Here is a 26376-nt window from a genome sequence, read left to right as displayed (position 1 = left end):
GCTCCCCAGGGGGAAGTTAGTTCATTGCAACAAAGGTGTCGATATGTTGCATGTCACGCTGAGAGGGATCTAGGGTCGAAAGCATGACGACCCGCGACGAACGCCTGGCGCTGGAGGCGGCGGACTGGACGCGTCCCGGCCGGATTCCGCTGCTGAGAACAGCCCGGCACGCCCTCGCCGTCCCGATCGGGCAGGCGAGGTGGACGGCGCGGCTGGTCACGGGGGGTGTCCGCTCGCCCAAGGCGATCATGTCGGGCTGGCTGCGGGAGCAGCTCGCCGTGCTCGGGCCGTCCGCGGCGGAGGTCGCCCGGCTGCTCGAACAGGCCGGCGGGATGGCCCCCGCCCCGCTCGTCGAGGAGTTCCGCGACCGTCCCGTCGTCCCCGATCCGCTGACCGCCGACACGGTCTGGGCGATCCTCCGGAGGTCCTTCCCCGGCCGGGTCGCCTCGCTCGACTGCGAGCCGCTCGCGGTCTCCCCGCTCAGCCAGCTCCACCGGGCCGTCCTCGACGACGGCACGCAGGCCCTCTTCCGGGTGGCGCGCCCGGGCGTCCGCGCCCAGCTGGAGGCCGACATCAGGCTCGCCGCGACCCTGCTGATCCCGGCCCAGCTCGTGCCGCCGTTCAACCACGCCAACCCGCTCGGCGTGCTCCGCTCGGCCGCCCGGCAGGCCGTCGAGCACACCGACCTGCGCAACGACGCGCTCAACACCGCGGAACTCGCGGCGGCCGTCCCGAAGGTGGCCGTCGCCGAGCCCCTGGACGGCCTCAGCTCACCGGACGCCGTCGGCTTCGCCGCGGTCCCCGGGGCCGTCCCGCTGGCGCGGGCCCTCGGCCGGGTCGACCGGCGCAAGGCCGCCGCCGCGCTCCAGGCCGTGACGGTCGAGGCGGCCCTCGCCGACGGGATCTTCCACGCCGACCTGCGCTCCGAGCACCTGTTCGTGCTCGAGGACGGCTCCCTGCTGATCGTCGGATGCAGCGCGCTCGGCAGGCTCGGCACCGCGACCCGCCGGGCGGTCCTCGACTACGTGACGGCCCTGTTCGGCGGGGACCACCCCGGCCAGGTCGACGCCCTCGGCCGCCTGGGCGTCCTGTCGCCCGGCACCGACACCGCCGCCCTGCTCGACGACCTGCGCGCCGCGCCCGAACTGTCGCCCAAGGCCCTGTTCACCGGCGGCGACGCGGCCGGGAAGGTGCTGGGATCGCTCGCGGTCCGGCACGGCTTCCAGGCCCCCGTGGAGATCGTCCAGTGGTTCAGGGCCTTGCTCACCTTCCGCGCGGTCACCCATCATGTTGCCCCTGCGATGCCACTCGCGCAGGCACTGTTCCCGCTCATCCCGAGGCTGGCCGAGATCAACGGCCGGCTCGGCAACCCGCGATCCTGAGGAGTACTCAGCAATGGCGCATGTCTTCCTTTCCAACGCCTGGCTCGACGCCGTCGAGGCCCTGAAGCCCGAGTGGCCCGAGCCCCCGGCGGAGGCCAAGGGAGTCCTCGTGAACCTCGTCGTGAAGGGCGGCCCCGACGGCGACGTCCAGGTCCACTCCCGCGACGGCGTGGTCGAACGCGGCCTCACCGACGCCCCCACCACCGTGAACGTGCCCTACGAGGTGGCCCAGCGCCTGTTCGTCGACCAGGACCCCAGCCTGGTCATGGCCGCCATCATGTCCGGCGAGCTGACCATCGAGGGCGACTCCGCCCAGGTCATGGGCCTCGTCGCCGACCAGGGCGAGCCCACTCCCGAGCAGATCGCCTTCCACAAGCGCATCCAGGACCTCACGGCCTGACACCGGTCTCTATGTCCGCTTCCGGTCAGACGGAACACATCCGTCACATCTAAGCTGCGTCGTCATGACCGCAGAACAGGTGATCCGCGACAGGATCGGGCCGCTCGTCCAGATCGAGCGGATCAACGAGTACTTCGCCGCCCATCCGGCGCCGTCCGAGGCGGAGGTGGAGAAGGTCGTCAACGAGAACGTCCCGGTGGAAGCGGTGATCGGGGCGGCCGTGGAGCTGCTCGGTTCCGACGCCTCCGTCCAGGAGGCGCTGGCCGGCACCGTGTCCGAGCGCGACAAGCTCCAGTTCTTCTTCGACGCGGTCAGCTCGCTGCTCTCCGACACCGCGCGTCCCGTGGTCTCGGCGTTCGTGGCCAAGAGCCTCGCCGCCGCGATGCCCGCCTAGCCTCCCACCCCCACGACGGCCCCCGCTGCGAGAGCGGGGGCCGTTCGCGTTCAGGGCGTCAGGGCGGGGAGCAGCAGTTCGGCGAGGAAGGGGCGCAGCGGGGTCGGCGGTGGGGCGACCACGAGGGAGCAGGCGATGCGCACCAGCCACTCGGCCAGCACCGAGGGATCGCGGGTCGCGATCTGGGACGAGCTGAGCGTCAGCGCGACCAGCGGAGTGATGATCTCGGCGGTGGAGCGCAGCAGGGCGGGGATCTCCGAGGCGAACAGGACGCCGATGGTCTCGCGCTCGTCGGCGAGCATCTTGGCCAGCACCGGATGGGCGATGGCCTCGTCGATGACGGTCGCGACCAGGTCCACGACCTCCTCCGGGCCAAGGGCGCCGGTCAGCCGGGCCGGCAGGGAGGTGAGGACGCGGTTCACGTCGCGGGCGCACAGCAGCAGCGCGATCTGCTCGACCGTCCCGACCTGCCGGTACACCGTGGTCCGGTTGACGCCCATCTCCTTGGCGACGTCCTGGACCGAGGTGTGGCCGAGGCCGAACCGGGCGAAGCAGCGGGAGGCGGCGTCGAGGTAGGGGTCGAGGGCCGGCGGGGGGACCGGGGGGAGACCGGGTAGAGCGGCGATCACCTGCGACAATGTAACAGATACGTCGCAATAGGCTAGGCTCGTACGGCGTAAGCCTCACCCTTCGAGGGAGACTTCATGGGCGTCATCGAACGGCTCGCAGCGGCTCCGCACTGGAAGGCCGCCGACCCTCCGCGCGTCCCGTTCGGCGGCCGTGCCGATCTGGGCGTCCCCGCCTGGCTGGTCTCGAAGGGCGTGGGCCTGCTCGCCGGGACCGGCGAGACCCGGCTCGTCCAGGTGCTGGGCCTGCTCCCCGAGGTCGCCCGCGCCTACCTGCCCTTCGCCTACGAACTGGTCCCGCGCGGCAGCCTGGGCCGCGCCCCCACCGAGCTCGTGACGCTCCGCGCCACCTGGAACGCCGGCGGCTGGTACGAGTTCTTCCACCATGTCCACCTGTCGCGCAACGCCGGGATCTCCATCGGGAACGTCGAGCGGATCGCCGAGGGCAAGGGCGGGGACGAGCGGCAGCGCGCCCTGATCGCCGCCACCGACGACCTGTACCGGGAACGGGAACTGGGCGCGGCCGCCCGCGCCCGGCTGGAGGGTTTCCTGTCGGCCGGGCAGATCCGCGACCTGTGCTTCCTGGTCGGGCACTACGAGATGCTCGCCATGCTGCTGAAGTCCGCGGGGGCCGAGCCCGAGCCCGGGGCGTGGGAGAGCGGCCCGCTCGGCTGGCTGCGCTCCGCCGACGACAGCGACCGGTTCCTGCCGGACTGGCCCGGCTGGTTCTCCAGGGCCGCCAACGCCGTCCAGGGCCGGTACTCGCCCTATCTGCCGCCCTTCGCGACCGTCGTGCACCGGGGCAGGATCTCGGGCACGGTCCGGCGCACCCCGGTGACGGCCGTGCGGAACGGCAACAAGATCATCATCTTCGTGATGTACGGGGACCGCTCCGACTGGGTCCGCAACGTGCTGGCCGCGGACGGGGGCGGGATCGAGCGGCTCGGCCGGCTGCACCGGATCCGTGGGGTCCGGCTGACCGACGCCGCGACCGACGGCGACCTCGTGCCCGCCCCGTTCCGGCCGGTGGCCCGGCTGAGCAGGCTCCTGGTCGCCGACCTCGACGGCGTCCCGGAACGCCCGTCGCCGCCTCGCCGGGAGGCCGGTGCGGGCCGTCCGCTGCTGCCGGCCTGGCACCGCTTCCGCGAGGCCGTCCGCGCCGAGGTGCCCCCGGGTCTGTACGCCGCGGCGGAGGCCGAGCTGCTCACCGACCGGATGCTGTCGGACCGGACCTGGGCCGAGCTCGCGCTGACCGTCCCGCAGAAGCTGGCGCTCTGCCTGTCCGTCGGCGTGGACGCGACGGAGGCGATGGTGCGGAACTCAGGATTTCGCGTCGAAGACCGGTGAGAGCGTCCGCACGAACGAGCGGATGATCGGGTACTGCTCCTGGGGGGTGCGGCCGCGCAGCCCGAGCACCGGGTCGATGCCGTCGTAGTAGGGGCCGAGGGCGATGTGCGGGAGGATCAGCAGGAGCAGCGCGGTGGCGTGGTCGTCGTCGAGCTCCTCGCGCATCTGGTTGCGCTCGCGCCAGGTCGCGATCAGCGGCCTGATCGAGGCGAGGTAGTGCTCGTTGGACGGCTTGCGCACCAGCGCCCGCACCGTGTTGTCGATCTCCAGGTTGATCGCGGCGGTGACGGCCCGCTCCAGCGGGTGCTCGGCGAAGTAGTCGGCCCACATGCAGCACACGTCGGCCAGCCATTCGGTGTAGGGCTGGTCGAAGTCGCTGGCCGCTATCCGCCGCTCCATCTCCGCGCGGATCCGGCCGGTGGTCTCCTCGGCCACGTAGGTGAAGAACTCCAGCTTGTCGGCGAAGTACTGGAACAGTGAGCCCTTGGCGATGTCGGCCTCGCGGGCGATCGTGTTCAGGCTCCCCGTGGAGTAGCCGTGCGTGCCGAACTCCCGCTGAGCGGCCTCGAGGACCCGCTCGCGCTTCGCCGGATTCAGCCGGTACCAGGTTGATGTAGGCATCGGCCGACATCCTAGTGGGACGGGCCTGTGAGCATTGTTCTAGAAGGATGTTCTAAAATCATCACATGAGCGAGAACCGGCAGTGGGCGCGGGCCGATGCCACCCGTCAGGCGCTGTTGGACGCGGCGCAGGCCGTCTTCGCCGACCGGGGATACGCCGGGGCGGGGATCGCGGAGATCGTCGAGCGGTCCGGGATCAGCGTCGGCAGCCTCTACCACCACTATGGCGGGAAGGCCGGGCTGTATCTCGCGCTCTGGGAGGACTACACCACCGAGCAGGAGCGCCGCGCCACCCTCGCGGTCAAGGCCGCGCGGGCCGAGGGCGAGAAGGACCCGATCCAGCTGTTCATCCTGGGTTCGCGGGCCTTCCTGGAGGTCTGCTGGGAGCAGCGCACCGCCTCCCGCCTGTTCCAGGGGGGCGAGGGCCCGTCCGGCTTCGGGCTGACCCGCCGCGCCAGGGCCCGCCAGTGGATCGAGTCCAACACCCGGCTGCTCGGGGCCACCGAGAGCCGGGTCCTGGCCCTGGTGCTCACGACCGTCATGGGCGAGGCGGGCCGCGAGGTGGCCGCCGCCGAATCCGACCAGGAGGCCTTGGAGGTCATCGGCGAGGTCACCGCGATCCTCGGCCGCCTGGCCCGCTGACGGGTTCTCAGTTGACGGGGCCTCAGTACCAGTTGTGGGACTGCCAGAAGCCCCAGGCCTTGCACGGGTCGCCGTAGCGGGACTTGATGTAGCCGAGTCCCCAGACGATCTGGGTCGTGGCGTTGTACTGCCAGTTGGGCCCGGCGGTGGCCATCTTGGTGCCGGGCAGGGCCTGCGGGATGCCGTAGGCGTCGCTCCACGGGTTGTCGGCGCGCTCGTTCCAGTGGCTCTCGTGGGTCCACAGGGTCTCGAGCGACTTCCAGCAGGACGACCAGCCGCGCAGGTCGCTGAGCTGCTTGCCGAGCTTCTTGTTCTCCTCGGAGGAGGGGTTGGGGAGCTTGGCGATCCGCTCGGCCTCCTTCTTGGCGTCGATCTCCTTCTTGTGCTTGCGGTACCAGGCGCGCTTCTCGCGGGCCTTCTTCTCGATCGCCTTCTGCCGCTCGTAGGCGCGCCGCTTGGCGTTGGCGATCGCGTTGGCCTCGATCGGGCCGATGTCCGGCTGCTGGATGAGCTGGAGGGCCTCGTTCGCCGAGATGGGGCCGTCCTCGGCCAGCGCGGGCGGCCCGGACGTGCCGCCGAAGTTCAGATTGAAGGCCACGACCCCCAGCACGACCATCGCGACCAGCCCGATCAGCGCGTTGCTGGTCAGGATCCGAATGATCAGGGGGCGACGGCTTTCATGCATGGATACGTAGGTTAGACCCGGTTCAGACGTTTTAGTGCGAGTTCGGCGTAGATCGCGCTGCCGCGGGCGAGCGCGGAGTCGTCGAAGACGGCCTCGGCCGAGTGGATGTCGGGCAGCGTCGTCTCGTCCTGGTCGGGCGGGCAGGCGCTGATCAGGGCGAGCGCGCCCGGCACCGAGCCGAGCACGAAGGAGAAGTCCTCCGAGCCCGGCAGCGGGACCGGCAGATCCCGGTACCGGTCCGCCCCGAGAAGATCGCGGACCGCCCCGCCGAGGAACTCGGCCTCGCCCGGATCGTTGACGGTCACCGGGTAGTCCTGCCGGTAGTCGATCTCGACCGCGACGCCGTGCGCCGCCGCGACCCCGTTGACGACCTGGTGGAAGCCCGCCTCGATCCGCCGCTGCGACTCCGGCGAGAAGGACCGGATGGTGCCGGTGAAGGTGACGTCGTCGGGGATGATGTTCGGCGCGTGGCCGGAGTGGAACGAGCCGATCGTCAGCACGACCGGGTCGAAGACGTCGAAGGCGCGCGTCACGTAGGTCTGGAGCGCGGTCACCATCTCGCAGGCCGGCGGGATGGGGTCGCGGGTCTGGTGCGGGGTCGAGGAGTGGCCGCCGAGTCCGCGCACCCGGACCGAGACGGTGTCGGCCGCGGCCAGGATCGGCCCGCCCTTGCAGGTGACGAGGCCGTGCGGCAGCGCCGGGATGACGTGCAGGGCGAAGGCGGCGACGGGCTTCTGCCAGGTGGCCTCCAGCACCCCCTCGTCGATCATCATCTTGGCCCCGGCGTAGCCCTCCTCACCGGGCTGGAACATGAAGATCACGCTGCCGGGGAAGTCGGACTCCGACAGCAGGCGGGCCGCCCCCACCAGCATCGCGGTGTGCAGGTCGTGCCCGCAGGCGTGCATCACCCCGCCCCTGGTCGAGCGGAACTCCACGTCGGCCTGCTCCTCCAGCGGAAGGGCGTCCATGTCGGCGCGGAGCAGGACCGTCGGCCCCGGCCGCGAGCCGTTCAGGACGGCCGTCACCGACGACAGGGCCTTCCCGGTGGTGATCTCCAGTGGCAGCCCCCGCAGCGAGGCGAGGACCTTCTCCTGGGTGAGGGGGAGGTGAAGGCCGAGCTCGGGTTCGGCGTGGATCGCGCGCCGCAGCTCGACCAGCCCGTCTTGCAGCGCCATCGCCGCCGTGAGGGTGGGGGTCACCACCTGATCCTCTCTCACCTTCGCACCGGTCACCACAGGCTGAGCGTTTTGGGGCCCTGTACACCCTCGGTCGCGCTGGGTGATGATGGGCGCATGAGCTCCACCCCTGAGCAGAATCCGGTCCTGCGCGCCGGGGCCGATCCCGAGGAAGCGGAGCTGATCAAGGCCGAGCTGATCGGCGCGGAGGAGGCGGGCGCGCGCCCGCCCGCCGAGCGGCCGTCCGGGGCGCGCGGCGGCCTGGTGGCCGGGTTGTCGGCCGCGGTCGTGGCGCTCGCCCTGCTGGCCGGGTTCGCGCTCCTCCAGTGGCGGTCGGCGGGCTCACCCGACGACGACCGGGCGGCGCTGGTGGCCCGGGTCACCGGCTACGGAGACGCGCTGGGCACCTATCCCGTGGGCGGGGTCGACGCCGCGCAGGCGCGCGTCCTGACCTTCCTCACCGGCGAAGCCCTGGCCGACCTGAGGACCTCGCAGGCCGACCGGCTGAAGCGGCAGCTGACCGACGCCGAGGTGTCGCTGGAGTCCAGGACCGACGCCGTCTACATCGCCTCGATCGACGGCGGCAAGGCCGACGTCGTCCTGGTCTTCGACCTGACCTTCACCGGCCCCGGCGGCTCCCGGACGGTCGAGCGGAACCATCTCACCCTGGGCATGGTCCGGAAGGACGGCATCTGGATGGTCGCCTCCACGGCCGCCGCGGGTTCCGAGCGCGACTCGGGCGGAGCCGTCCCCGGCCTCGGCGACGACGCCCCCGGCGACGGCCTGCCGACGGGCCCGTAGAAGGGAAAGGCCTTAATGTAGGGAAACAACTCCTTCGGGAAGGTGTCGTCCCCCGCCGCTGTTGGACATGATGGATGCGGGAGGCAGCGGTGAACACGGATACGGCGGGCACGGAGAGCGGGTACGACCTGAACGGGGGATCGGCCGGCCGTTCCGGCGACGATCCGATGACGGGCTGCCCCGGGCTCGGGCCGCAGGTCGGCCCCGACGAGCAGCTGATCCGCGACTACGGCCTCATGCTCAGCGCGTCCACGCGGCTGGAGCGGATCGTCGGCAAGGAGTTCGAGCGGCACGTGGGGATCACCCACGCGATGTACGAGGTGCTGCGGCGGCTGGAGGGCGGCTGCACGTCCATGAGCCATCTCGCCGGTGAGACCATCCTGACCAGCGGCGGGATGACCCGGCTGATCGACCGGATGGAGAAGGCCGGGCTCGTGTCGCGGTACGCCTCCGACACCGACCGCCGGGTGCAGAAGGCCTCGCTCACCGACAAGGGGCGCGCCACCCTCGATCACGCCAACCGTGTCCACACCCAGACCCTGCGGCGGGTGTTCGCCGGAGCCCTGGACGAGGACCAGCGCGAGTCGCTGAAGCACATTCTTGTCAGGCTGGAGCGGGTGGGCCGGGCGGAGCTGCCCAGCCTCGGCTGAACGCCGGGCGGCTCGGGTCAGATCCGGGCGGTGTCGAGGTCGAAGCCGAGCGGTTCGGGGATGTTCCCTCCCGGTAGGAGCCGATGGCGAGGACCGTCGTTGTCGGGCTGTCCGTCATGGCAGTCATGTACCCATCGTAGGGGGCCGAACACGAAGACGTAGGGCCGCCGCCGACGGCGGCGGCCCTACGGGGAATGCTAGAGGTAGCGGGCGGCCGCGGCCTCGGCCGGGGCGTCGGCGCCGGTGACGCCGCCGGGGCCGGTGGGGACGCCGGAGTCGAGGGACTCGGGGGCCATGAAGGTGACGCGGTGCATCTTGCGGCGCTCGGTGTAGTCGGCGACGGCGTAGTGCTGGGTGGGGCGGTTGTCCCAGAAGGCGAGGGTGCCGACGCGCCACTTGAGGCGGACCTGGAACTGGGGGTCGCGGACGGCGTCGAACAGCAGCGGGAGGATCGCCTCGTTCTCGCGGCGGGACAGGCCGATGAGGCGCGTGACCGAGCTGCGGTTGACGTAGAGGGCCTTGCGCCCGGTCTCGGGGTGGACGCGGACGACCGGGTGGATCGACGGCGGGTTCTTGTCCTGCATGTCGCGCAGGTCGAAGCGGTGGCCCTTGTCGATCGCCTTGGAGATCGACATGGTCAGGTCGTGCTCGGCGTACAGCTCGTCGCACAGGCGCTGGAGCCACGGCGCGAGCGACTCGTAGACGAGCTGCATGTTCGCCCAGTTGGTGTCACCGCCGACCTCCGGCAGGATGACGGCCCGCAGCAGCGAGCCCGTCGGCGGCCGCTTCATGAACGTGTTGTCGCTGTGCCACTGGTCGCCGCCCTCGCCCTTGGGGTCGGTCTGGTCGAGCACGTGGATGGCCCCGCCGGTGGTGTTCATCTTCGGGATGTCGAGCGTGCCGAAGTTCAGCGCGAACGCCTGGTGCTCCTCGTCGGAGATGTGCTGGTCGCGGAAGAACAGCACGTAGTTCTCCAGCAGCCCCTGCCGGATCGTGTGCACCTGCTCCTCGTCGAGCGGCTTGCGAAGGTCGACACCCGTGACCTCAGCGCCGATGTTCCGCGTGACCTTCTGGAATTCGATCATGGTGTGAAGAGCCCTTCCCGGCTGACAAGCAATCGCTAGGTTGAATGTACTCCACACACATTTTTCTGGCTAGGGCCGACTTCTCCCGGGATGCGGAACGGGCGCCCACGAAGAGATCGTGGGCGCCCGTTCGCGGGGAGGGTGGGGTCACCTCGAGTAGAACTCGACGACGAGTTGCTCGTCGCAGATGATCGGGATCTCGGAGCGGAGCGGGAGGCGCTCCAGCTTCGCCAGCAGGGCGGAGCCCTGTACCTCCAGGTAGGGGGCGGGGGCCGCCGGGGTGTGGGCGCCCGCGGCCGCGACCTGGAACGGGGGCAGGTTCCTGCTCCGCTCGGCGACCTGGATGAAGTCGCCGGGGCGCAGCCGGTAGGACGGGCGGTCCACGCGCTTGCCGTTGACCAGGATGTGGCGGTGCACGACGAACTGCCGGGCCTGGTAGATCGTCCGGGCGAAACCGGCGCGCAGCACGAGGGCGTCCAGGCGGCGTTCGAGGTCGATCACGAGGTTCTCGCCGCTCTTGCCCTGGATCTTGCGCGCCTTGTCGAAGGCGTTCCTGAGCTGGGCCTCGCGGATGTTGTACTGCGCCCGCAGCTTCTGCTTCTCCAGCAGCTGGGCCTTGTATCCGGAGTCCTTCTTGCGCGCCCGGCCGTGGACGCCCGGCGGGTAGGGCCGGTTCTCGAAGTACTTCACGCACTTGGGGGTGAGGGGGATGCCCAGTGCGCGCGAGAGCTTCGCTTTCGGCCGGGGGTTGTTCATGAACACTCCTTGCGAGATTCCTGGTGGTCGTGGTTAGGCGAGCCTTACTTAGGCTAGCCTAACCTAAAGGAGCACAGCAATGATCCACGGACCCTCCGGAGCCGAGCGCGCCCGCACCCTCGCCTACGGCGTGGCCGGTGGATCACTGGCCGCCCTGGGCGAGGCCGAAGTGACCCTCGCCGCCCACGTGACCGACGAGCAGGGCGTCCCGCTGATGCTCGTCCCGGCCGCCTCGCCGATCGTCGCCGCCCTCACGGCCGAGCCCGACCTGCCCGCGACGCTCCGCATCAGCGATCTGACCCCGGTCCCGCTCGCCGACCGGGTGCGGGGCCGCGCCTGGCTGCACGGCTGGATCACCGAGGTCCCGCCGGAGAGCCGGCGGGAGGCCGCCGTCCGGATCTCCCGGCTCCACCCCCGGCCCGACCTGCTCGACCTCGGCGCGCGGATCCCGGCCGTCGAGGAGTGGACGATCCTCGCCCTGGAGGTCGCCGAGATCGAGATCGAGGACGTGTGGGGCAGCGCGGTCGTCGAGCCCGACGAGTACGCCGACGCCCGTCCCGACCCGTTCGTGGCCCTCGAGGCCGGCGCGATCGTCCATCTCGACCACGCGCACAGGCCCGAGCTCGCCGCCCTGGTCAAGGCCCGCTTCGGCGAGCTGGAGCCCGACCACGTCGTCCGGGCCGTCGCCCTCAACCGCTTCGGCCTGAACGTCCGCTGCCTGGCCCCCGGCCGCGAGCCCTTCGACCTGCGCTTCGCCTTCGACGCCCCGGCGCGCGACCTCAACGGCCTGCGCGGCGCCTACCGCAAACTCTTCGCGACCGTCAACGCGTAGGGCCCCGGCGGACGCGAAGACGTCGGCCCGTGGCGGACCCCCGGCATCCAGTCCGGGCCCGCCACGGGCCGACGAGTTCTACAGCAGCGCCTGGCTGATGTCGTCCCACAGGTCGTCGGGGTGCTCCAGGCCGACCGCCAGCCGGACGGTGCCCTCGCCGAAGCCCGCGGCCTCCAGCGCCTCCGCCGAGTACATGCGGTGGGAGGTGCTGGCGGGGTGCATCGCGAGGGTCTTGCCGTCGCCGAGCGAGGCGGTCAGGGTGAGCAGCTTCACGTTCTCGATGAAGTGCCGGCCCGCCTCCCGCCCGCCCTTGAGGTCGAAGGCGAGGACGCCGCCGCCGCCCGACAGCAGCCGCTGGGCCACGTCGTAGTCGGGGTGGTCGGGCAGGGAGGGGTAGTTCACCCGCTCCACCGCGGGATGGGCGGCCAGGTTCTTGCCCAGGTGGACGGCGTTGTCGCAGATGCGCGGCAGCCGGACGCCCAGCGTCGTCAGCCCGCGCAGCAGCAGGAAGGCCGCGAACGGGTCGAGGGTCGAGCCGAGTTCGACCGCCTCGTTCCAGACGGTCCGGTGGACGGCCTCGTCGGCGAAGACCGCGACCCCCGCCACGACGTCCCCGTGCCCGCAGATGTACTTGGTCGCCGAGTGGACCACCACGTCCGCGCCGTGCTCCAGCGGCCGGAACAGCAGGGGAGTGGCGAAGGTGTTGTCCACGACGGTCTTCACGCCGGGGCCCGCCGCCGCGACGAGCGCCGGAACGTCGGTGACCCGGGTGGTCGGGTTGGCGATGGTCTCCAGGTAGAGCAGCCGGGTGTTCGGCCGCAGCGCCGCGGTCACCTCGGCCGGGTCGTGCCCGGAGACGTAGGTCACCTCGACGCCCCACTTGGCCGCCAGGCTCTGGAGCGATCCATACGTGCCGCCGTACAGGCAGCTCTGGGCGATCACATGGTCACCGGTGCGCAGCAGGCCGTGCAGGACCGCGTTGATCGCGCCCATGCCGGAGCCCGTGGCGAGCGCCCCGACCCCGCCCTCGAGCCCGGCGACGGCCTCCTCGAACGCCCTGACCGTGGGATTGCCGAGCCGCGAGTAGAACGGCGGCTGGTTCGGGCCGTCGAAGGCGTCGGCCATGGCGTCGGCCGAGTCGAAGGAGAACAGGTGGCCCTGGTAGATAGGCATCCCCAGGGGCCGGCTACCGGACGGAACGATGACGGGCGTGTGGACGGCACGGGTCTCTCGGCGCAGCTCGGTCATACTGACCAGTCTGCCTCGCCGCTGACCTGGACAAACAGGGCCAATGCCGTCCAGTGGCCTGCTTATTCGGCCGGTTTGTCCGTCGCCGCTTCGGTCCTGGCGGCCTCCGCCTCGCGCAGCGCGCGGCGGCGGGCCTTCTCCTCGGCCTCGGCGGCGTCGAGGGCCTCGGCCTCCTCGAAGGTCGGCGCCGTGCCGCCGAGGTGCCGCGGCTGCCACCACTGGCCCTTGCCGTCCACGGGATACTCCCGCTGGGCCTTGTCGAGCAGTTCCTGCATCTTGGCGCGGAGCCGCTCGGCGACCTCGGTGGCGTCGTCCTTGCGGGTGACGTGCATCGGCTCGCCGATGAGGATCGTGATGTCGACCCCACGCTGGAGGATCTTGCGAGGCCGGCCCTTGGTCCACATCCGCTGCTCGCCCCAGACCGCCACCGGGATCAGCGGCGTGCCGGAGGCCATCGCCATCCGGACGGCGCCCGACTTGATCTCCTTGACGGTGAAGGACTGGCTGATCGTCGCCTCGGCGAAGACGCCCACGCACTCCCCGGCTTTGAGCGCCTTGAGCGCCGCGATGTAGGAGGACGCCCCGTTCTCGCGGTCGACCGGGATGTGCTTCATCCCGCGCATCAGCGGCCCGGAGATCTTGTGGTCGAAGACCTCCTTCTTCGCCATGAAGCGGACCAGCCGCCTGGCCGGGTTCGCGCCCAGGCCGACGAAGATGAAGTCGAGGTACGACACGTGGTTGCTGGAGATCACCGCCCCGCCGGTGGCGGGAATGTTCTCGTATCCCTCGATCCGGAAGCGCATGCCCAGTGCCTTGAACATGCCCTTGGCGGCCAGGATCACCGGCGGGTAGACGATCTCGCTCATGCCTAGAACCGTAACCTACGACTTCGTAACCCCCGAAATGTGGGAGGTCGACAACTCGCCGGGCGAAGTTTTGGGGGGTCTGGTGTTGGTGAGGACCCGGGCGAGTGTGCCCGGGAGGAACAGCGAGGTCGGCAGGGCCTTCAGCGCGAGGACGTCCAGCAGGGCCGCCTGGCTGGCCGGGTCCACGTTGGCCGCCGCGACGGCCTTGCTCACATAGGCGTTGATGACCTTCGTGTGCAGCCGGACGGGCGGCCCCTCGGTCTCGGTGTACCGCCGGTCCTCACCGGTCGCCACCAGCCAGGCGCCGGCCGCGCACCAGCGCGCCCGCTTCTGGAACCAGTGCGCCGACCTGCGCTCGGCCAGCGTCCGGTCCAGTTCGAGCGCGGTCAGCGCCGCGACGCTCATCCCCTGGCCGTAGATCGGGTCGAACGCGCAGACGGCGTCGCCGGTCACCACGAATCCCTCGGGCCACGTCCGCATCCGGTCGAAGCGCCTGCGGACGTTGGACGTGTCGCGGAAGGAGGTGATCGGGCTGAGCGGCTCCGCGTCCTTGATCGCCTCGTAGAGCACGGGGCTGCGCAGGTTCCGCGCGTAGTCCAGGAAGCCCGCCTCGGTCGTCGGCGGGTAGTCCCGCCCGGTTCCGGAGAGGCTGCAGATCCACCGGCCGCCCTCCTGCGGGAACAGCCCGCCGGTCCGGCGCGTGAGCGGCGGGTCGGCCTGGAGGTAGAGGGCCTTCCAGCCGGGGTCGAACCCGTCGGGGATGGCGTAGGTGCGGCTGGCGTAGCCGAGCAGCGGGTCGATGCGCGTCTCACGGAGCCCGGAGTGCCCGAGCCCGGCCAGCCACGCCGGAGCCTTCGACGCCCGTCCCGAGGCGTCGACGACGAGATCGGCCCGCAGCTCGCCCTTGCCGCCCGGCGGAACGGCGCCGCCGCGCGCCCGGAAGGCCACCCCGGTGACGTTCCGGGCGCCCAGAAGGCCGGTCGCCTCGATCCCGGTCAGCGCCGTGACGTTCGGCAGCTCCAGCACGCGCCGCCGGACCGTCCACTCCAGCAGGCCGCGGCTGAAGGTGATCATCCGGTCGGTGTCGAACCGCTCCCGCCATCCTTCCGCCGTCAGCCACAGGAAGTCGCGCGGGATCCGCAGGTCGACCGCCCCCTCCGCGAGCAGGTCGTCGACGAAGCCCGGCAGCAGGCCGGACAGAATCTCCAGTCCCCTGGTCCACAGAACGTGCAGGTGCCTTCCCTGCGGTACTCCCGCCCGGAATACCGGCTCCGCAGGGAAGACGTCCCGGTCCAGGAGGGTGACCCGCTCGAAGTGATCCGCCAGTACCCGTGCGCTGAGCAGCCCGGCGATGCTTCCGCCGATGACCACCGCGTGCTTGCGCTCCATCTGTCCCTCTTCCGCGTCCATGTGAGGGTCGCCGATCCGCCATGTCCACTATGGAATTAAATATTTACAATGATCAGCTCGCGGCCGATAGTGGGCAACGTCTACCACCTGGGCGTGGAGGGGATACACGCATGACCGAAGCTCTGACCACCAGGGGACGCCCGCCGTCCCGGACCCAGCATCACCGGACGGTGAAACGGGAGCTGTCCGAAACACCGCATCCGGCATGGGTCGAGAACATGATCGCCGAGCTGCAGCACGACTGGGACGATGTGCTCGCCTCACCGCTGTTCACCCGTACCGTCGCCGACGGCGTCGACGACGAGTCCTGGCGCAACCTCGTCAAGGAGTTCTTCTGCGTCGTGGAGGCGTTCCCGAAGTACATGGGCGTGTACCTCGGCCGCACCACCTACGGCAAGTCCGAGGGCGACCTGCTCGCCCGTGACTGGCTCATCGGCAACATCCGCACCGAGGCGCTGCACGCGCAGTGGTTCATCGACTGGGGGGTCGGCCTGGGCCTGACCGAGCAGGAGATCCTCCACCACCGGCCGGGACCGGAGGTCGCCGCGCTGTGCGAGTTCCTCTGGTCGGTCTCCTACCGGGGATCGGTCGCCGAGGCGTTCGGCGCCGTCAACTTCGCGATCGAGGGCACGACCGGCGAGTGGACGCGCCTGGTCATGCCCGCGTTCAGGGAGCGGATGGGCGACGACAAGTACTCCCTCATGTGGCTCGCCGAGCACGCGGAGTACGACGACGCCCACCCCCGCGAGGCCCTCGAGCTCATCAAGCTCTCGGTCCGCGACGACGACGACCGCGCGGCCGTGAAGGAGGTGACCCGTCGTTCGCTGGAGCTCTTCCGCCGCGGCTTCGACGCCTGTGTCGCCTCGTGATGTCTCGCTGACCGAGTTACCCTCTGACCGCTTCCGGTCACGGCTCTCACCTGCGGGAACGTTCCCGGGCACCCTGTTCAGGACGCGATATGTCTTGACCCCTCCGGGGTGTCCGGGATAGCCGTTGACGTGTGAAGCTCGCCAGGGTCCCCACCGGCAGGTGGGCGAAGTGGATCGTCCTCGTCGTCTGGATCGCGCTGTTCATGGGCCTGGGAGGCCTGGGCGGCAAGCTCACCGAGGTCCAGAAGAACGAGGCGACGGAGTGGCTGCCCACGTCGGCCGAGTCCACCCGGGTGTTCAAGGACTCCGAGAACTTCGTCGACACCGACTCCATCCCCACGCTGGTCGTCTACCACCGCGACGGGCAGCCCGTCACGGCCGCCGACCAGGCGAAGGCCGAGGCCGACGCCGCGAAGTTCCAGGGCATCACCAGTGTCGGCAAGGTGGCCCCGGTGGTCAGGTCGCAGGACGGACTGGCGCTCATGGTCGTCGCCGACTTCGTCCTGGGCGACAAGGGCTGGGACGCCCTCGGCCCCGCCATCAAGGACTTCCGCGCCATCGCGCATAACGGCGGCCCGCCCGGGCTGAAGGCGCACGTCACCGGTCCCGGCGGCTACAGCGGGGACTTCGGGCTCGTCTTCGGCGGCTTCGACACCACGCTGCTCTACATCACCGCCGCGATCGTCATCGTGATCCTGCTGCTGACCTACCGCAGCCCCATCCTGTGGATCCTGCCGCTGCTCTGCGTCGGCGTCGCCCTGGCCGTCGCCGAGGGGATCGTCTACCTGCTGGCGAAGAACGACGTGCTGACCGTCAACGGGCAGAGTTCGTTCATCCTCATCGTGCTGGTCTTCGGCGCCGCGACGGACTACGCGCTGCTCCTCATCGCCCGTTACCGGGAGGAACTGCGCCGGCACGAGGACAGGCACGAGGCGATGGCCGTCGCGCTGCACCGGGCGGGACCGGCGATCATCGCCTCCGGCGCGACCGTCTCCCTGGCCATGATGTGCCTGCTGCTCGCCGAGCTGGCCTCCACCCGGAGCCTCGGTCCCGTGATGGCCGTCGGGGTGGTCTTCGGGCTGCTGGCCATGGTCACCCTGCTGCCCGCGCTGCTCGTCATCTGCGGGCGCTGGCTGTTCTGGCCGGTCAAGCCGCACGCGGGCAGCGACGAACCGGCCGAGCGCGGGTTCTGGTCCCGGGTCGGCATGGTCGTCGCCCGGCGGCCGCGGGCGGTGTGGACCGGGACGGCCGTCGCGCTCGGGCTGCTGTCGGTCGCGCTGTTCGGGCTCGACACCGGCGGCCTGCAGAACCACGACGCGTTCCGCGACAAGCCCGACTCCGCGATCGGCGAGGAGGTCCAGAACAAGCACTTCCCGGCCGGTTCCGGCAACCCGATCCAGATCACCGGCAGGGACACGGCCGGGCCGCGGATCCAGGCGCTGCTGGCGGCCACCCCGGGCGTCCTCGACGTGAAGCCGCCCGTCACGAAGAACGGCATCGCCTACGTCGAGGGCACGCTCAGCCACCCCGCCGACAGCGACGCCGCCTTCGCCCTGGTCAAGGATCTGCGCACCCGGGTCGACTCCATCGAGGGCGGCGACGTCAGGGTCGGCGGGTCGAGCGCGGTCGTGCTCGACATCACCGACGCCTCCCGGCACGACACCAACCTCGTCGTCCCGGTGGTGCTCCTGGTGGTCCTGCTGATCCTCGGGGCGCTGCTGCGGTCGGTCGTCGCGCCGATCCTGCTGGTCGTCACCGTCATCCTGTCGTTCGGCGCCGCGCTCGGCTTCAGCGCGCTGATGTTCGAGCACGTCTTCGGCTTCGAGGGCGCCGACCCGTCGTATCCGCTGTGGGTGTTCGTGTTCCTGGTCGCCCTCGGCGTCGACTACAACATCTTCCTGATGACGCGCGTCCACGAGGAGGCGGCGCGGCACGGCACCCGGCGCGGCGCGCTCATCGGCCTGGCCGCGACGGGCGGCGTCATCACCTCGGCGGGCGCGGTCCTCGCGGGGACCTTCGGGGCCCTCGGCTCGCTGCCGCTGGTGTTCATCACCGAGATGGGCTTCGCGGTCGCGTTCGGCGTGCTGCTCGACACCTTCATCGTCCGCTCGGTCCTGGTGACGGCGCTCAACCTCGACATCGGCGGCCGCATGTGGTGGCCGTCCCGGCTGGCCGGGGAGCCGGATGTGCCGCTGGCGGAGCTCCGCGACGAGCTTCCCGAGCGGGTTTCCTGACGTCCTGACACGATGTGGCCGTACCAGTCGGTAGTTCCGCGCAGGGCTGCGGAAACCTGGGTTAAGTCCTCGTTATCAATGCCCGACCTCTGTTGACCCGCTTCGTCCCGACGACATACCCCTTGAAGGGAGACACAGGGCCACGAAGAGCAGACGGGACGCGACGAAGATGACTCAGTTGACCGCGGTGGACGCGAACTTCCTCAACATCGAGTCCGGCAGGACCCAGGCCCACATCGGCGGGCTCGGCATCGTCGACACCACCCTCTGCGAGGGCGGAAGGCTCACCCGGCAGGACGTCGTCGACCTCATCTCCGAGCGCGCCCACCTGGCCAGGCCGCTGCGCCGCAAGCTCGCCGCCGTTCCGCTCGGGCTCGACCGGCCCTACTGGGTCGACGACGAGGACTTCGACCCCTCACGGCACGTCCACGAGGCGGCGCTGCCGGCTCCCGGCGACGACCTCCAGCTCGGCGCCGAGATCGCCCGCATCCACGAACGACCGCTCGACCGGCGGCGGCCCCTGTGGGAGGTGCATCTCGTCCAGGGGCTCGCCGGAGGACGGGCCGCGATCTACATCAAGGTCCATCACGCGTGCGTCGACGGGGTGCTGGCCGCCGAGCTGCTGATGGCCCTGCTCGACCTCCAGCCGGAGGCCGTCTCGGTGCCGCCGGACCTGACCGAGCGGGAGAGCGCCCCCGGTCTCGCGCCGATGGTCGGCAAGGGGCTGGCCCGGGCGGTGCTGCACCCGGTCAGGACGGCCGAGGAGCTGCTGAAGACCGCGCCCTACCTCGACCAGCTTCCGATCGTGGGGAACCTGCCCGGAGTCCGGGAGGTGTCGAACACGCTGCGCGCGGTGCTGCGGCGCGCCAACCCCGAGCGGGCGGACCTGGCCGGAGCGCCGCGGACCCCGTTCAACGCCTCGATCTCCCAGCACCGGACCTTCGCGTTCGGGTCGCTGCCGCTGGACGACGTGAAGAAGGTCCGGCGGGAGCTCGGCGTCAGCGTCAACGACGTCGTGATGGCGATGTGCACCGGAGCGCTGCGGCAGTGGCTGATCGACCACGACGCCCTGCCGTCCCAGCCGCTGGTGGCCTGCGTCCCCGTGTCGCTGCGGCGGGGCGCCGCCTGCGACGAGAGCAACGCGCTTTCGGCGATGTTCGCCCCGCTGCCGGTCCAGATCGAGGATCCGGCGGAGCGCTTCGCCGCGGTCAGGACCCAGATGCAGAGCGTCAAGCGGAGGTTCGCCAGCTCGACGGGGACCTGGTTCGAGATGGTCAGCGGCCTCGTGCCGTCGCCGATCTCGGGGCTCGCCACCCGGCTGGTGATGCAGGTCGTCCCCGCGATCACGCCCGTCAACCTGATCATCTCGAACGTGCCGGGCCCGCAGCAGCCGCTGTACGTGCGGGGCGCCCGGATCCTCACCTACTACCCTGCGTCGGTGATCTCCGACGCGACCGGCGGCGTCAACATCACGGTCTTCTCCTACAACGGCAGCCTCGACATCGGCATCATCGCCTGCCCCGAGCTGGTGCCCGACGCCTGGAACCTGGTCGACTACCTGCGCGACGCCCTCACCGAGCTCCTCAAGCTCACCGACGCCCAGACGTACGAGACGGCCTAGGGCAGGCGCCAGTCGATCGGGGCGGCGCCCTGCCTGCTCAGGAACTCGTTGGCGCGGCTGAAGGGCCGCGAGCCCCAGAAGCCGCGGTCGGCCGACATCGGGCTGGGATGGGCCGAGGTGATCGCCGGATAGTCCGACAGCAGGGGGCGCAGGGTCTGGGCCTGGGCCCCCCACAGGATGGCGACCAGCGGGGTGCCGCGGTTGGCGAGGGCCCGGATGGCCTGCTCGGTGACGGCCTCCCAGCCCTTGCCCTTGTGCGAGGCGGGCTTGTTCGGGGCGACCGTCAGGACCCTGTTGAGCAGCAGGACGCCGCGTTCGGCCCACGGGGACAGGTCGCCGTCGGCGGGCCCCGGAAGGTCGAGGTCCTTCATGTACTCGGTGTAGATGTTGACCAGGCTCGGCGGGACCCTGCGGCCGGGCGCGACCGAGAAGCTGAGCCCGACGGCGTCGCCGGGCGTCGGATACGGATCCTGGCCGACGATCAGCACTCTGACCTGGTCGAACGGCTGCTGGAACGCGCGCAGCACGTTCGCCCCCGACGGCAGGTAGGAGCGGCGGGCGGCCAGTTCGGCCCGGAGGAAGTCGCCCATCTTGGCGATGTCGCCCTCGACCGGGGCGAGGGCCCGCGCCCACCCGGCCTCGACGATCTCGTGCAGCGGTCGTGCCATGACCCGAAAGCGTAGTGGGACGGTCCGACAAATGACGCGCCACCGGGGGAATCGGCGGAGCCTCGGCGCCGGAGGCTCAGAGGCGGAGCATCCGGCCGTGCCTGCCTCCGGTGAACTCGCCCTCCTCGACCACCGGGACGCCCTCCAGCAGGACGTAGGGGATCCCGGTCGGCCGGGCGTCGGGGACGGCGTAGGTGCCGGGATGGCCGACCGTCGCCGGGTCGAAGACGGTGATGTCGGCGTGGGCGCCGGTCAGCAGGACGCCCCGGTCCCTCAGCGGGAAGATCCTGGCGTTGGCCGAGGTCATCTTCCGGACGGCCTCCGCGAGCGGGACGATCCCGAGGCCGCGCACGTAGGTGCCGAGGAACTCGGGGAAGCAGCCCCAGGTGCGGGGGTGCTCGAGGCCGACCGGCATGCCGTTGTCGGAGCCGATGCCGATCAGCGGGTCCGCCATGATCGTCCGTACGTCGGGTTCGGCCATCATCGTCACGACCATGGAGGCGGCCGGGTCGTCGGCGATCAGGCGGCAGGCCGTCGCGAACGGGTCGCCCGGCAGCTCCGACAGGCGCCGGCCGACCACGGACGGGTCGGTGTGGGTGACGATCAGGACGCCCTCCGCCGTGGTGTCGCGCCACAGACCGGTGCCCGTCCTGGCCTCGGGGTCCTCGGCCGCGGCGCGCAATGCTCCGACGTCGGCGAGGCGGGCGCGCAGGGCGTCGATCCCGCCCTCCAGCGCGGCCGGGGGCACGAGGGCCGACAGGGTGGTCGCCCCGGCGAGGTAGGGGTACTGGTCACCGCGCACGTCGACGCCCTCGGCGCGGGCGGCGCGCAGCCTGCCGAGCAGCAGGGCCGCGCCGCCGTGGCTGCGCGGTCCGGCGGCCTTGCAGTGCGAGACCTGGAGCCTGACCCCGGCCCGGCGGGCGATCTCGACCGCCTCGTCCAGCGCCTCGGCCAGCCCGAGTCCCTCGTCGCGCAGATGGGTCGTGTAGGGCCGGCCGTGGCGGTGCGCGACCTTGGCGAGCGCGACGAGCTCGCCGGTCCCGGCGAACGAGCCCGGCGGGTAGATCAGCCCGCTCGACAGCCCGGCGGCCCCGGCCGCGAACGCCTCGTCGGCGAGGCGGCACATCTCCTCCAGCGCCTTCGGGCCGAGTTCGGCGTCGAACCCGGCGACGGCCATCCGCAGCGTGGAGTGGCCGACCAGCGTGGCCATGTGGTTGGTCGGCCCCGCCGCCTCGACGGCGGCGAGATGCTCGGCGAACGACCCGACCCCGACCTCCGCTCCCGCGTAGGCCGTCATCAGCTCCCGGAACGGTTCCGTCACCGGCCCGAAGGAGAACCCGCAGTTGCCGCTGACCTCGGTCGTCACCCCCTGGAGGAGCTTGAACGGCTGCGCCTGCGGCAGCATCGGCACCAGATCGGAGTGGCAGTGCGGATCGACGAATCCGGGGGCGACGGCCAGGCCCGTCACGTCGATCGTCCGGCGGGCGGGGCCGGGGTCGCGGCCGATGGCGGCGACGCGCCCGCCGAGGACCGCGACGTCCGCCGTGACCGCCGGAGAGCCGAGCCCGTCGTGGACTTCGCCGCCACGGAGCACTAGGTCGAACATGGACACGCACACTAGTGTCCTTCCGTGACCGATACCTGGGGCAGGCGTCTGAACGAACTGATCACCGAGTACGGCGTGCCCGGCGCGACGCTCGCCTACTCCCACCGGGGAGAGCGGCACGAGTTCGCGGCGGGGGTGCTTCACCGGGGCACGGGGGTGGAGGCGACCCCGGACTCGCTCTTCCAGATCGGCTCCGTCACCAAGATCTGGACGACCACCCAGATCATGCTCCTGGCCGAGCGGGGCCTGCTGACGATCGACACCCCCGTCCGCGAGCTGTTGCCGGAGTTCAGGGTCGCCGACCCGCACGTCACCAGGTCGGTGACCGTCCGGCATCTGCTGACGCACACCTCCGGCATCGACGGCGACCTTTTCCTCGACACCGGCCGCGGCGACGACACCCTCGAGAAGTACGTGGCGGCCTGCGCCGAGCTGACCCAGCTCCATCCGATGGGCGCCACCCAGTCCTACGTCAACGCCGCGTTCCCGATCCTCGGCCGGATCGTGGAGAGGCTGACCGGCCAGGTCTGGGACGCCGCCCTGCGCACCCAGATCATCGAGCCGCTCGGGCTGAGGCACACCGTCACCCTGCCGGAGGAGGCGCTGCTGTACCGCACGGCCGTCGGCCATCTCGGCAAGGAGACGGCGCCGACCCCGAAGTGGGGGCTGATGCGCCCCATCGGCCCCGCCGGGCTGATCTGCGCGAGCGCCGCCGACGTCGTCACCTTCGGCCTCGCCCACCTCGGCACGGAGCTGCTGTCGGCGAGGTCCGCCGCCGAGATGCGACGGCCGCAGGTCGAGCTGCCCAACCGGCACTCCCTCGGCAGCCACTGGGGCCTGGGCTGGATCCTCGACTGGTGGGACGGCCTGCCGATCCTCTGGCACTCCGGCAGCACGATCGGCCAGCAGTCCGCCCTGTGGGTCGTCCCGGACCGGGACCTGGTCATCGCCCTGTGCACCAACGGCGGCCACGACGGGGCGCTGCGCCAGCGCCTCATCGAGGAGATGGCGGGGGAGCTGGTGCGCCTCACCCCACGGCCGACCCTCCGGCCGCCGGACAGCCCGGTCTATGTGGACGTCGAACGCTACGCGGGCGTCTACGACCGCAGGCACGTCCGCACCGAGATCACCACGAAGGGCACCGGCCTGCACGCCAGGGTCGAGGTCACCACGCCCGGCCTGACCGAGCTGTCGCCCCCGCTGGAACTCGACCTGATCCCCGTGGACGAGACCACCTTCGTCGGACGCGCCGAGGGCGACCCGTCCTGGATCCCCTTCGTCTTCTACGACCTGCCCGACGGGACCTCCTACGTGCACTACAGCGCCCGGGCCAACCCCCGCGTCGCATGACGGCCTTCGACGGCGCGGCGATGACCGCGGACCTGGCCCGCCTGGTCTCCGCCGAGTCGCCCTCCGGTGCGGCCGAGGCCCTGGCGGCCTGCCGTGAGGAGGTCGCCGCGCTGGGCGAGCGCCTGCTCGGAGCGGCTCCGGCCGTCCACGGCGAGCATCTGCTGTGGGGGAGCGGGACGCCGCGGATCCTGGTGCTCGGCCACTACGACACCGTGTGGCCGCTCGGCACCCTGGCCCGGTGGCCGTTCACGATCGACGGCGACCGCGCGACGGGTCCTGGCTGCTTCGACATGAAGGCGGGGCTCGTCCAGGCCTTCCACGCGCTGGCCGCGCTGCCGGACCGCGAGGGCGTCTCCTTCCTCGTCACCTCCGACGAGGAGACGGGTTCGGTGACGTCCCGTCCGCTGATCGAGGCGCTGGCCGCCCATGCTGAGGCGGCCCTGGTCGCCGAGCCGAGCGCCGACGGGGCCCTGAAGACCTCCCGCAAGGGCCTGGCCCGCTACGACCTGCGCGTCACCGGGCGCGCCGCCCACTCGGGCCTCGATCCGGAGCGCGGCGTCAACGCGGGGCTGGAACTGGCCCACCAGACGCTGGCCGTCGCCGCCCTGGCCGATCCGGCGGCCGGGACGACGGTCACCCCGGCGGCCAGCCGCGCCGGGACCACCGCCAACACGGTCCCCGCCGCCGCCTCACTGGCCATCGACGTCCGGGCCTTCACGGCCGCCGAGCTCGCCCGGGTCCACGACGCGCTGCACGCCCTCGTGCCCGTGGTGCCGGGCGCGTCCCTCGCCGTCGTGGACGGTCCCTCCCGCGGGCCGTTCCCGCGCTCGGCCGCCGCGGCGCTGTACGAGCGGGCCGCCCGGACCGCGGAGTCCCTGGGCCTGCCCCCGCTCCGGGAGGCGGCCGTCGGCGGCGGCTCCGACGGCAACATCACCGCGACGCTGGGCGTCCCGACCCTGGACGGGCTCGGCGCGGTCGGAGGCAACGCCCACGCCGAGGGCGAGTGGCTCGACCTGCGGGAGATGCCCGCCCGCTCCCGGCTGCTGTCCGCCCTGGTCGCAGGGATGATCAACGACGCCCGATGGTGAGATCGGACAAAAAGCGCGTTACCGGTTGGGAATTCGGACGATGAGTACATCGTAGGCCGGTGGGCACGCTGGGAACGTGAGCGCGAGCGCCGGGAACGCCCGGGTGGAAGTGGCGGAACTGACCGGGGTGGACGAACTCCACGAGGCGGCATCGCTGCTCACGGGGGTGTGGGGGCACACGCTGGTCGCCCCCGGGATGCTCAGGGCCTGGTCGTTCACCGGCAACTATGTGGCGGGCGCCCGTGCGGGCGGCCCGCTGATCGGGGTCGCCGCCGGGTTCCTCACCGGGGGCGGGGCGCTGCACTCCCACATCACCGGGGTCGCCGCCGGGGCGCGCGGGCTCGGTGTGGGCCGGGCGCTGAAGGGGCACCAGCGCGAGTGGGCGCTGGAGCGCGGCATCCGCCGGGTCGAGTGGACCTTCGACCCGCTGGTGCGGCGCAACGCCCACTTCAACCTCCAGGTGCTCGGAGCGCTGCCCGACGGCTACCTCGCCGACTTCTACGGGACCATGGACGACGGGCTCAACAGCGGGTCGCCGTCCGACCGGCTGCACATCGCCTGGGAGCTGGACAAGGGCCCGCCGGGGGAACCGCCGGAGGCGGCGGCGCTGGTGCGGGCGGGCGCCCGGATCGGCCTCGGCCTCGACGGGCGTCCCGCCGGGACGCCCGCCGGCCCGGGGGTCACGCTGGTGGCGATCCCGGCGGACATCGAGGCGCTGCGCGCCGCGCGCCCCGCGCTCGCGGCGCACTGGCGGACGGCGGTACGGGCCGCGCTCGAACCGGCGCTCGAGGCCGGCCATCGGATCACGGGGATCACCCGTGAGGGCTACTACGTCGTGGAGGAACCGTGCAGGTGAGGGAAGCGTGAAGATCGAAGGCATCGAGCTGCGGTGGGCGGAGCTGCCGCTGGTCGCCCCCTTCCGCACCTCGTTCGGCACCCAGACCGACCGAGAGGTGCTGATCGTCCGGGTGCTCGCGGACGGCGCCGAGGGGTGGGGGGAGTGCGTCGCGATGAGCGAGCCGTCCTACTCCGCCGAGTACGTGGCGGGCGCCGCGCACGTCATCAAGGAGTTCCTGCTGCCCCGCCTGACCGGCGACCCGTGGCGGACCGAGCGGGCGTTCGCGCCCGTCCACGGCCATCCGATGGCGAAGTCCGCGGTCTCCTCCGCCCTCCTGGACGCCTGGCTGCGGCAGCGCGGCACCTCCTTCGGCGAGTTCCTGGGCGCGGTCCGCGGCGAGGTCGACGCCGGGGTCTCCGTGGGGATCATGAACTCGGTTCCGGAGCTCCTCGACGCCGTGGACGCCTACGTGGCCGAGGGCTACCGCCGCGTCAAGCTGAAGATCGAACCGGGCTGGGACCTGGAGCCGGTCCGCGCGGTCCGGGAACGCCACCCCGACCTGCCGCTCCAGACCGACGCCAACACCGCCTACACCCTCGCCGACGCCGCCCATCTGGCGAAGATGGACCCGTTCGGCCTGCTGCTGATCGAGCAGCCGCTCCCCGAGGACGACATCGCGGGGCACGCCGAGCTGGCCAGGCGGATCACCACCCCCGTCTGCCTGGACGAGTCGATCACCTCGGCCCGGATCGCCGCCGACGCCATCACCCGGGGCGCCGCCGCCGTCGTCAACATCAAGCCGGGCCGGGTCGGCGGCTTCCTCGAGGCACGCCGGATCCACGACGTCTGCGTCGCGCACGGCGTCCCCGTCTGGTGCGGCGGAATGCTCGAGACGGGCATCGGCCGCGCCGCCAACGTCGCCCTGGCCGCCCTGCCCGGCTTCACCCTGCCCGGCGACACCTCGGCCTCGTCCCGCTACTACGCGGCCGACCTGACCGACCCCTTCGTCCTGGCCGACGGCCGCCTCACCGTCCCCGCGGGCCCGGGCCTCGGCGTCGTCCCCGACCTCACCGTGCTCAAGGCCCGCACGGTCCGCACCGAGTACATCCCGGCGGGAGCCGGATACTCCCGGCCCTGATCGAGGGAGAGCGTCTGGCGCGCGAAAGCCCCGGACCCGTACGTT

Annotated in this window: 26 protein-coding genes; 15 read left to right on the top strand and 11 right to left on the bottom strand. The window is 71.5% G+C overall.

What is annotated here, in order from left to right; all coding sequences use genetic code 11:
- The first annotated feature begins 83 nt into the window (after nucleotides 1-83).
- The 3 genes from ABD785_RS36965 (at nucleotide 84) to ABD785_RS36955 (ending at nucleotide 2176) form a co-directional block, all read left to right on the top strand.
- Nucleotides 84-1382: an AarF/UbiB family protein gene (locus tag ABD785_RS36965; protein ID WP_344838236.1), complete on the top strand. Its 1299-nt coding sequence runs from the start codon at nucleotides 84-86 to the stop codon at nucleotides 1380-1382.
- Nucleotides 1383-1395: 13 nt separating this feature from the next.
- Entirely contained in the window at nucleotides 1396-1782 is a 387-nt protein-coding gene (locus tag ABD785_RS36960; RefSeq protein WP_344838233.1) for a hypothetical protein, read from the top strand.
- Between the two features lie 64 nt (nucleotides 1783-1846).
- On the top strand, nucleotides 1847-2176 hold the full coding sequence (locus ABD785_RS36955; RefSeq protein WP_344838230.1) for a hypothetical protein: 330 nt from the start codon (nucleotides 1847-1849) through the stop codon (nucleotides 2174-2176).
- Between the two features lie 50 nt (nucleotides 2177-2226).
- On the opposite strand, the gene ABD785_RS36950 is transcribed toward ABD785_RS36955, so the two are convergent.
- Complete coding sequence (locus ABD785_RS36950) at nucleotides 2227-2805, bottom strand: TetR/AcrR family transcriptional regulator (protein ID WP_344838227.1); 579 nt, start codon at nucleotides 2803-2805, stop codon at nucleotides 2227-2229.
- A 75-nt stretch (nucleotides 2806-2880) separates the two neighbouring features.
- Between ABD785_RS36950 and ABD785_RS36945 the strand changes: the two genes are divergently transcribed.
- Entirely contained in the window at nucleotides 2881-4149 is a 1269-nt protein-coding gene (locus ABD785_RS36945) for a nitroreductase/quinone reductase family protein (RefSeq protein ID WP_344838225.1), read from the top strand.
- On the opposite strand, the gene ABD785_RS36940 is transcribed toward ABD785_RS36945, so the two are convergent.
- The gene (locus tag ABD785_RS36940; RefSeq protein ID WP_344838222.1) at nucleotides 4123-4770 is read right to left on the bottom strand and encodes a TetR/AcrR family transcriptional regulator; all 648 of its coding nucleotides are present in this window, start codon (nucleotides 4768-4770) and stop codon (nucleotides 4123-4125) included. The two genes, ABD785_RS36945 and ABD785_RS36940, sit on opposite strands and share 27 nt — an antisense overlap.
- 65 nt (nucleotides 4771-4835) lie before the next feature.
- On the opposite strand from ABD785_RS36940, the gene ABD785_RS36935 reads away from it, so the two are divergent.
- Complete coding sequence (locus ABD785_RS36935; RefSeq protein ID WP_344838219.1) at nucleotides 4836-5411, top strand: TetR/AcrR family transcriptional regulator; 576 nt, start codon at nucleotides 4836-4838, stop codon at nucleotides 5409-5411.
- A gap of 22 nt (nucleotides 5412-5433) precedes the next feature.
- On the opposite strand, the gene ABD785_RS36930 is transcribed toward ABD785_RS36935, so the two are convergent.
- Nucleotides 5434-6096: an aggregation-promoting factor C-terminal-like domain-containing protein gene (locus ABD785_RS36930; RefSeq protein WP_344838217.1), complete on the bottom strand. Its 663-nt coding sequence runs from the start codon at nucleotides 6094-6096 to the stop codon at nucleotides 5434-5436.
- Nucleotides 6097-6107: 11 nt separating this feature from the next.
- Complete coding sequence (locus ABD785_RS36925) at nucleotides 6108-7295, bottom strand: M20 metallopeptidase family protein (protein ID WP_344838214.1); 1188 nt, start codon at nucleotides 7293-7295, stop codon at nucleotides 6108-6110.
- Nucleotides 7296-7388: 93 nt separating this feature from the next.
- Between ABD785_RS36925 and ABD785_RS36920 the strand changes: the two genes are divergently transcribed.
- Nucleotides 7389-8072, top strand: coding sequence for a hypothetical protein (locus ABD785_RS36920; protein WP_344838211.1), 684 nt, complete (start codon nucleotides 7389-7391; stop codon nucleotides 8070-8072).
- Between the two features lie 89 nt (nucleotides 8073-8161).
- Nucleotides 8162-8722 carry a MarR family winged helix-turn-helix transcriptional regulator gene (locus ABD785_RS36915; RefSeq protein ID WP_344838208.1) on the top strand — a complete coding sequence of 187 codons (561 nt, stop codon included), beginning with the start codon at nucleotides 8162-8164 and terminating at the stop codon, nucleotides 8720-8722.
- A 197-nt stretch (nucleotides 8723-8919) separates the two neighbouring features.
- On the opposite strand, the gene ABD785_RS36910 is transcribed toward ABD785_RS36915, so the two are convergent.
- Together ABD785_RS36910 and rpsD are read right to left on the bottom strand one after the other, a co-directional pair.
- The gene (locus ABD785_RS36910; RefSeq protein ID WP_344838206.1) at nucleotides 8920-9807 is read right to left on the bottom strand and encodes a TauD/TfdA dioxygenase family protein; all 888 of its coding nucleotides are present in this window, start codon (nucleotides 9805-9807) and stop codon (nucleotides 8920-8922) included.
- A gap of 147 nt (nucleotides 9808-9954) precedes the next feature.
- Nucleotides 9955-10563 (bottom strand): 30S ribosomal protein S4, encoded by a 609-nt coding sequence (gene rpsD, locus ABD785_RS36905; RefSeq protein WP_344838203.1) that lies wholly within the window; start codon nucleotides 10561-10563, stop codon nucleotides 9955-9957.
- 79 nt (nucleotides 10564-10642) lie between these two features.
- On the opposite strand from rpsD, the gene ABD785_RS36900 reads away from it, so the two are divergent.
- Nucleotides 10643-11395 carry a DUF2470 domain-containing protein gene (locus tag ABD785_RS36900; protein ID WP_344838200.1) on the top strand — a complete coding sequence of 251 codons (753 nt, stop codon included), beginning with the start codon at nucleotides 10643-10645 and terminating at the stop codon, nucleotides 11393-11395.
- Nucleotides 11396-11473: 78 nt separating this feature from the next.
- Here ABD785_RS36900 and ABD785_RS36895 read toward each other — a convergent pair whose 3' ends face one another.
- The 3 genes from ABD785_RS36895 to ABD785_RS36885 all read right to left on the bottom strand — a co-directional run bounded on the left by ABD785_RS36895 (nucleotide 11474) and on the right by ABD785_RS36885 (nucleotide 14898).
- Complete coding sequence (locus tag ABD785_RS36895; RefSeq protein ID WP_344838197.1) at nucleotides 11474-12643, bottom strand: trans-sulfuration enzyme family protein; 1170 nt, start codon at nucleotides 12641-12643, stop codon at nucleotides 11474-11476.
- A gap of 62 nt (nucleotides 12644-12705) precedes the next feature.
- Nucleotides 12706-13509 (bottom strand): lysophospholipid acyltransferase family protein, encoded by an 804-nt coding sequence (locus tag ABD785_RS36890; RefSeq protein WP_344838195.1) that lies wholly within the window; start codon nucleotides 13507-13509, stop codon nucleotides 12706-12708.
- Between the two features lie 15 nt (nucleotides 13510-13524).
- A complete protein-coding gene (locus ABD785_RS36885; RefSeq protein ID WP_344838193.1) occupies nucleotides 13525-14898 on the bottom strand; it encodes an FAD-dependent oxidoreductase in 1374 nt (457 codons plus the stop codon).
- Between the two features lie 131 nt (nucleotides 14899-15029).
- Here ABD785_RS36885 and ABD785_RS36880 point away from each other — a divergent pair, with 131 nt between their 5' ends.
- The 3 genes from ABD785_RS36880 to ABD785_RS36870 all read left to right on the top strand — a co-directional run bounded on the left by ABD785_RS36880 (nucleotide 15030) and on the right by ABD785_RS36870 (nucleotide 19643).
- Nucleotides 15030-15788 (top strand): iron-containing redox enzyme family protein, encoded by a 759-nt coding sequence (locus ABD785_RS36880; protein WP_344838190.1) that lies wholly within the window; start codon nucleotides 15030-15032, stop codon nucleotides 15786-15788.
- 131 nt (nucleotides 15789-15919) lie between these two features.
- Complete coding sequence (locus ABD785_RS36875) at nucleotides 15920-18022, top strand: MMPL family transporter (protein WP_344838187.1); 2103 nt, start codon at nucleotides 15920-15922, stop codon at nucleotides 18020-18022.
- Nucleotides 18023-18191: 169 nt separating this feature from the next.
- Nucleotides 18192-19643: a WS/DGAT/MGAT family O-acyltransferase gene (locus tag ABD785_RS36870; protein ID WP_344838185.1), complete on the top strand. Its 1452-nt coding sequence runs from the start codon at nucleotides 18192-18194 to the stop codon at nucleotides 19641-19643.
- Here ABD785_RS36870 and ABD785_RS36865 read toward each other — a convergent pair.
- Together ABD785_RS36865 and ABD785_RS36860 are read right to left on the bottom strand one after the other, a co-directional pair.
- Nucleotides 19640-20311, bottom strand: coding sequence for a uracil-DNA glycosylase (locus ABD785_RS36865; RefSeq protein WP_344838184.1), 672 nt, complete (start codon nucleotides 20309-20311; stop codon nucleotides 19640-19642). The two genes, ABD785_RS36870 and ABD785_RS36865, sit on opposite strands and share 4 nt — an antisense overlap.
- Before the next feature lie 76 nt (nucleotides 20312-20387).
- Complete coding sequence (locus ABD785_RS36860) at nucleotides 20388-21917, bottom strand: N-acyl-D-amino-acid deacylase family protein (RefSeq protein ID WP_344838181.1); 1530 nt, start codon at nucleotides 21915-21917, stop codon at nucleotides 20388-20390.
- Between the two features lie 24 nt (nucleotides 21918-21941).
- On the opposite strand from ABD785_RS36860, the gene ABD785_RS36855 reads away from it, so the two are divergent.
- The 4 genes from ABD785_RS36855 (at nucleotide 21942) to menC (ending at nucleotide 26331) form a co-directional block, all read left to right on the top strand.
- Entirely contained in the window at nucleotides 21942-23267 is a 1326-nt protein-coding gene (locus tag ABD785_RS36855) for a serine hydrolase domain-containing protein (protein ID WP_344838179.1), read from the top strand.
- Entirely contained in the window at nucleotides 23264-24355 is a 1092-nt protein-coding gene (locus ABD785_RS36850) for a M20/M25/M40 family metallo-hydrolase (RefSeq protein WP_344838177.1), read from the top strand. Before ABD785_RS36855 ends, ABD785_RS36850 begins: the two co-directional genes overlap by 4 nt.
- A gap of 76 nt (nucleotides 24356-24431) precedes the next feature.
- Entirely contained in the window at nucleotides 24432-25211 is a 780-nt protein-coding gene (locus ABD785_RS36845; RefSeq protein WP_344838175.1) for a GNAT family N-acetyltransferase, read from the top strand.
- Between the two features lie 7 nt (nucleotides 25212-25218).
- Entirely contained in the window at nucleotides 25219-26331 is a 1113-nt protein-coding gene (menC, locus tag ABD785_RS36840) for an o-succinylbenzoate synthase (protein WP_344838173.1), read from the top strand.
- Nucleotides 26332-26376: the final 45 nt, after the last annotated feature.

The organism is Actinocorallia longicatena, from assembly GCF_039534125.1.
Taxonomy (GTDB): Bacteria; Actinomycetota; Actinomycetes; order Streptosporangiales; family Streptosporangiaceae; genus Actinocorallia; species Actinocorallia longicatena.
The sequence above is the reverse complement of the archived record's forward strand: the minus strand, read 5'-3'. Positions and strand labels throughout refer to the sequence as shown.

What these genes read in the sequence shown, in the direction of transcription:
- ABD785_RS36965 (WP_344838236.1), top strand. Translation starts at nt 84, where the DNA reads ATGACGACCCGCGACGAACGCCTGGCGCTGGAGGCGGCGGACTGGACG.
- ABD785_RS36960 (WP_344838233.1), top strand. Translation starts at nt 1,396, where the DNA reads ATGGCGCATGTCTTCCTTTCCAACGCCTGGCTCGACGCCGTCGAGGCC.
- ABD785_RS36955 (WP_344838230.1), top strand. Translation starts at nt 1,847, where the DNA reads ATGACCGCAGAACAGGTGATCCGCGACAGGATCGGGCCGCTCGTCCAG.
- ABD785_RS36945 (WP_344838225.1), top strand. Translation starts at nt 2,881, where the DNA reads ATGGGCGTCATCGAACGGCTCGCAGCGGCTCCGCACTGGAAGGCCGCC.
- ABD785_RS36940 (WP_344838222.1), bottom strand. Translation starts at nt 4,770, where the DNA reads ATGCCTACATCAACCTGGTACCGGCTGAATCCGGCGAAGCGCGAGCGG.
- ABD785_RS36935 (WP_344838219.1), top strand. Translation starts at nt 4,836, where the DNA reads ATGAGCGAGAACCGGCAGTGGGCGCGGGCCGATGCCACCCGTCAGGCG.
- ABD785_RS36930 (WP_344838217.1), bottom strand. Translation starts at nt 6,096, where the DNA reads ATGCATGAAAGCCGTCGCCCCCTGATCATTCGGATCCTGACCAGCAAC.
- ABD785_RS36920 (WP_344838211.1), top strand. Translation starts at nt 7,389, where the DNA reads ATGAGCTCCACCCCTGAGCAGAATCCGGTCCTGCGCGCCGGGGCCGAT.
- ABD785_RS36910 (WP_344838206.1), bottom strand. Translation starts at nt 9,807, where the DNA reads ATGATCGAATTCCAGAAGGTCACGCGGAACATCGGCGCTGAGGTCACG.
- rpsD (WP_344838203.1), bottom strand. Translation starts at nt 10,563, where the DNA reads ATGAACAACCCCCGGCCGAAAGCGAAGCTCTCGCGCGCACTGGGCATC.
- ABD785_RS36900 (WP_344838200.1), top strand. Translation starts at nt 10,643, where the DNA reads ATGATCCACGGACCCTCCGGAGCCGAGCGCGCCCGCACCCTCGCCTAC.
- ABD785_RS36895 (WP_344838197.1), bottom strand. Translation starts at nt 12,643, where the DNA reads ATGACCGAGCTGCGCCGAGAGACCCGTGCCGTCCACACGCCCGTCATC.
- ABD785_RS36890 (WP_344838195.1), bottom strand. Translation starts at nt 13,509, where the DNA reads ATGAGCGAGATCGTCTACCCGCCGGTGATCCTGGCCGCCAAGGGCATG.
- ABD785_RS36885 (WP_344838193.1), bottom strand. Translation starts at nt 14,898, where the DNA reads ATGGAGCGCAAGCACGCGGTGGTCATCGGCGGAAGCATCGCCGGGCTG.
- ABD785_RS36880 (WP_344838190.1), top strand. Translation starts at nt 15,030, where the DNA reads ATGACCGAAGCTCTGACCACCAGGGGACGCCCGCCGTCCCGGACCCAG.
- ABD785_RS36870 (WP_344838185.1), top strand. Translation starts at nt 18,192, where the DNA reads ATGACTCAGTTGACCGCGGTGGACGCGAACTTCCTCAACATCGAGTCC.
- ABD785_RS36865 (WP_344838184.1), bottom strand. Translation starts at nt 20,311, where the DNA reads ATGGCACGACCGCTGCACGAGATCGTCGAGGCCGGGTGGGCGCGGGCC.
- ABD785_RS36860 (WP_344838181.1), bottom strand. Translation starts at nt 21,917, where the DNA reads ATGTTCGACCTAGTGCTCCGTGGCGGCGAAGTCCACGACGGGCTCGGC.
- ABD785_RS36850 (WP_344838177.1), top strand. Translation starts at nt 23,264, where the DNA reads ATGACGGCCTTCGACGGCGCGGCGATGACCGCGGACCTGGCCCGCCTG.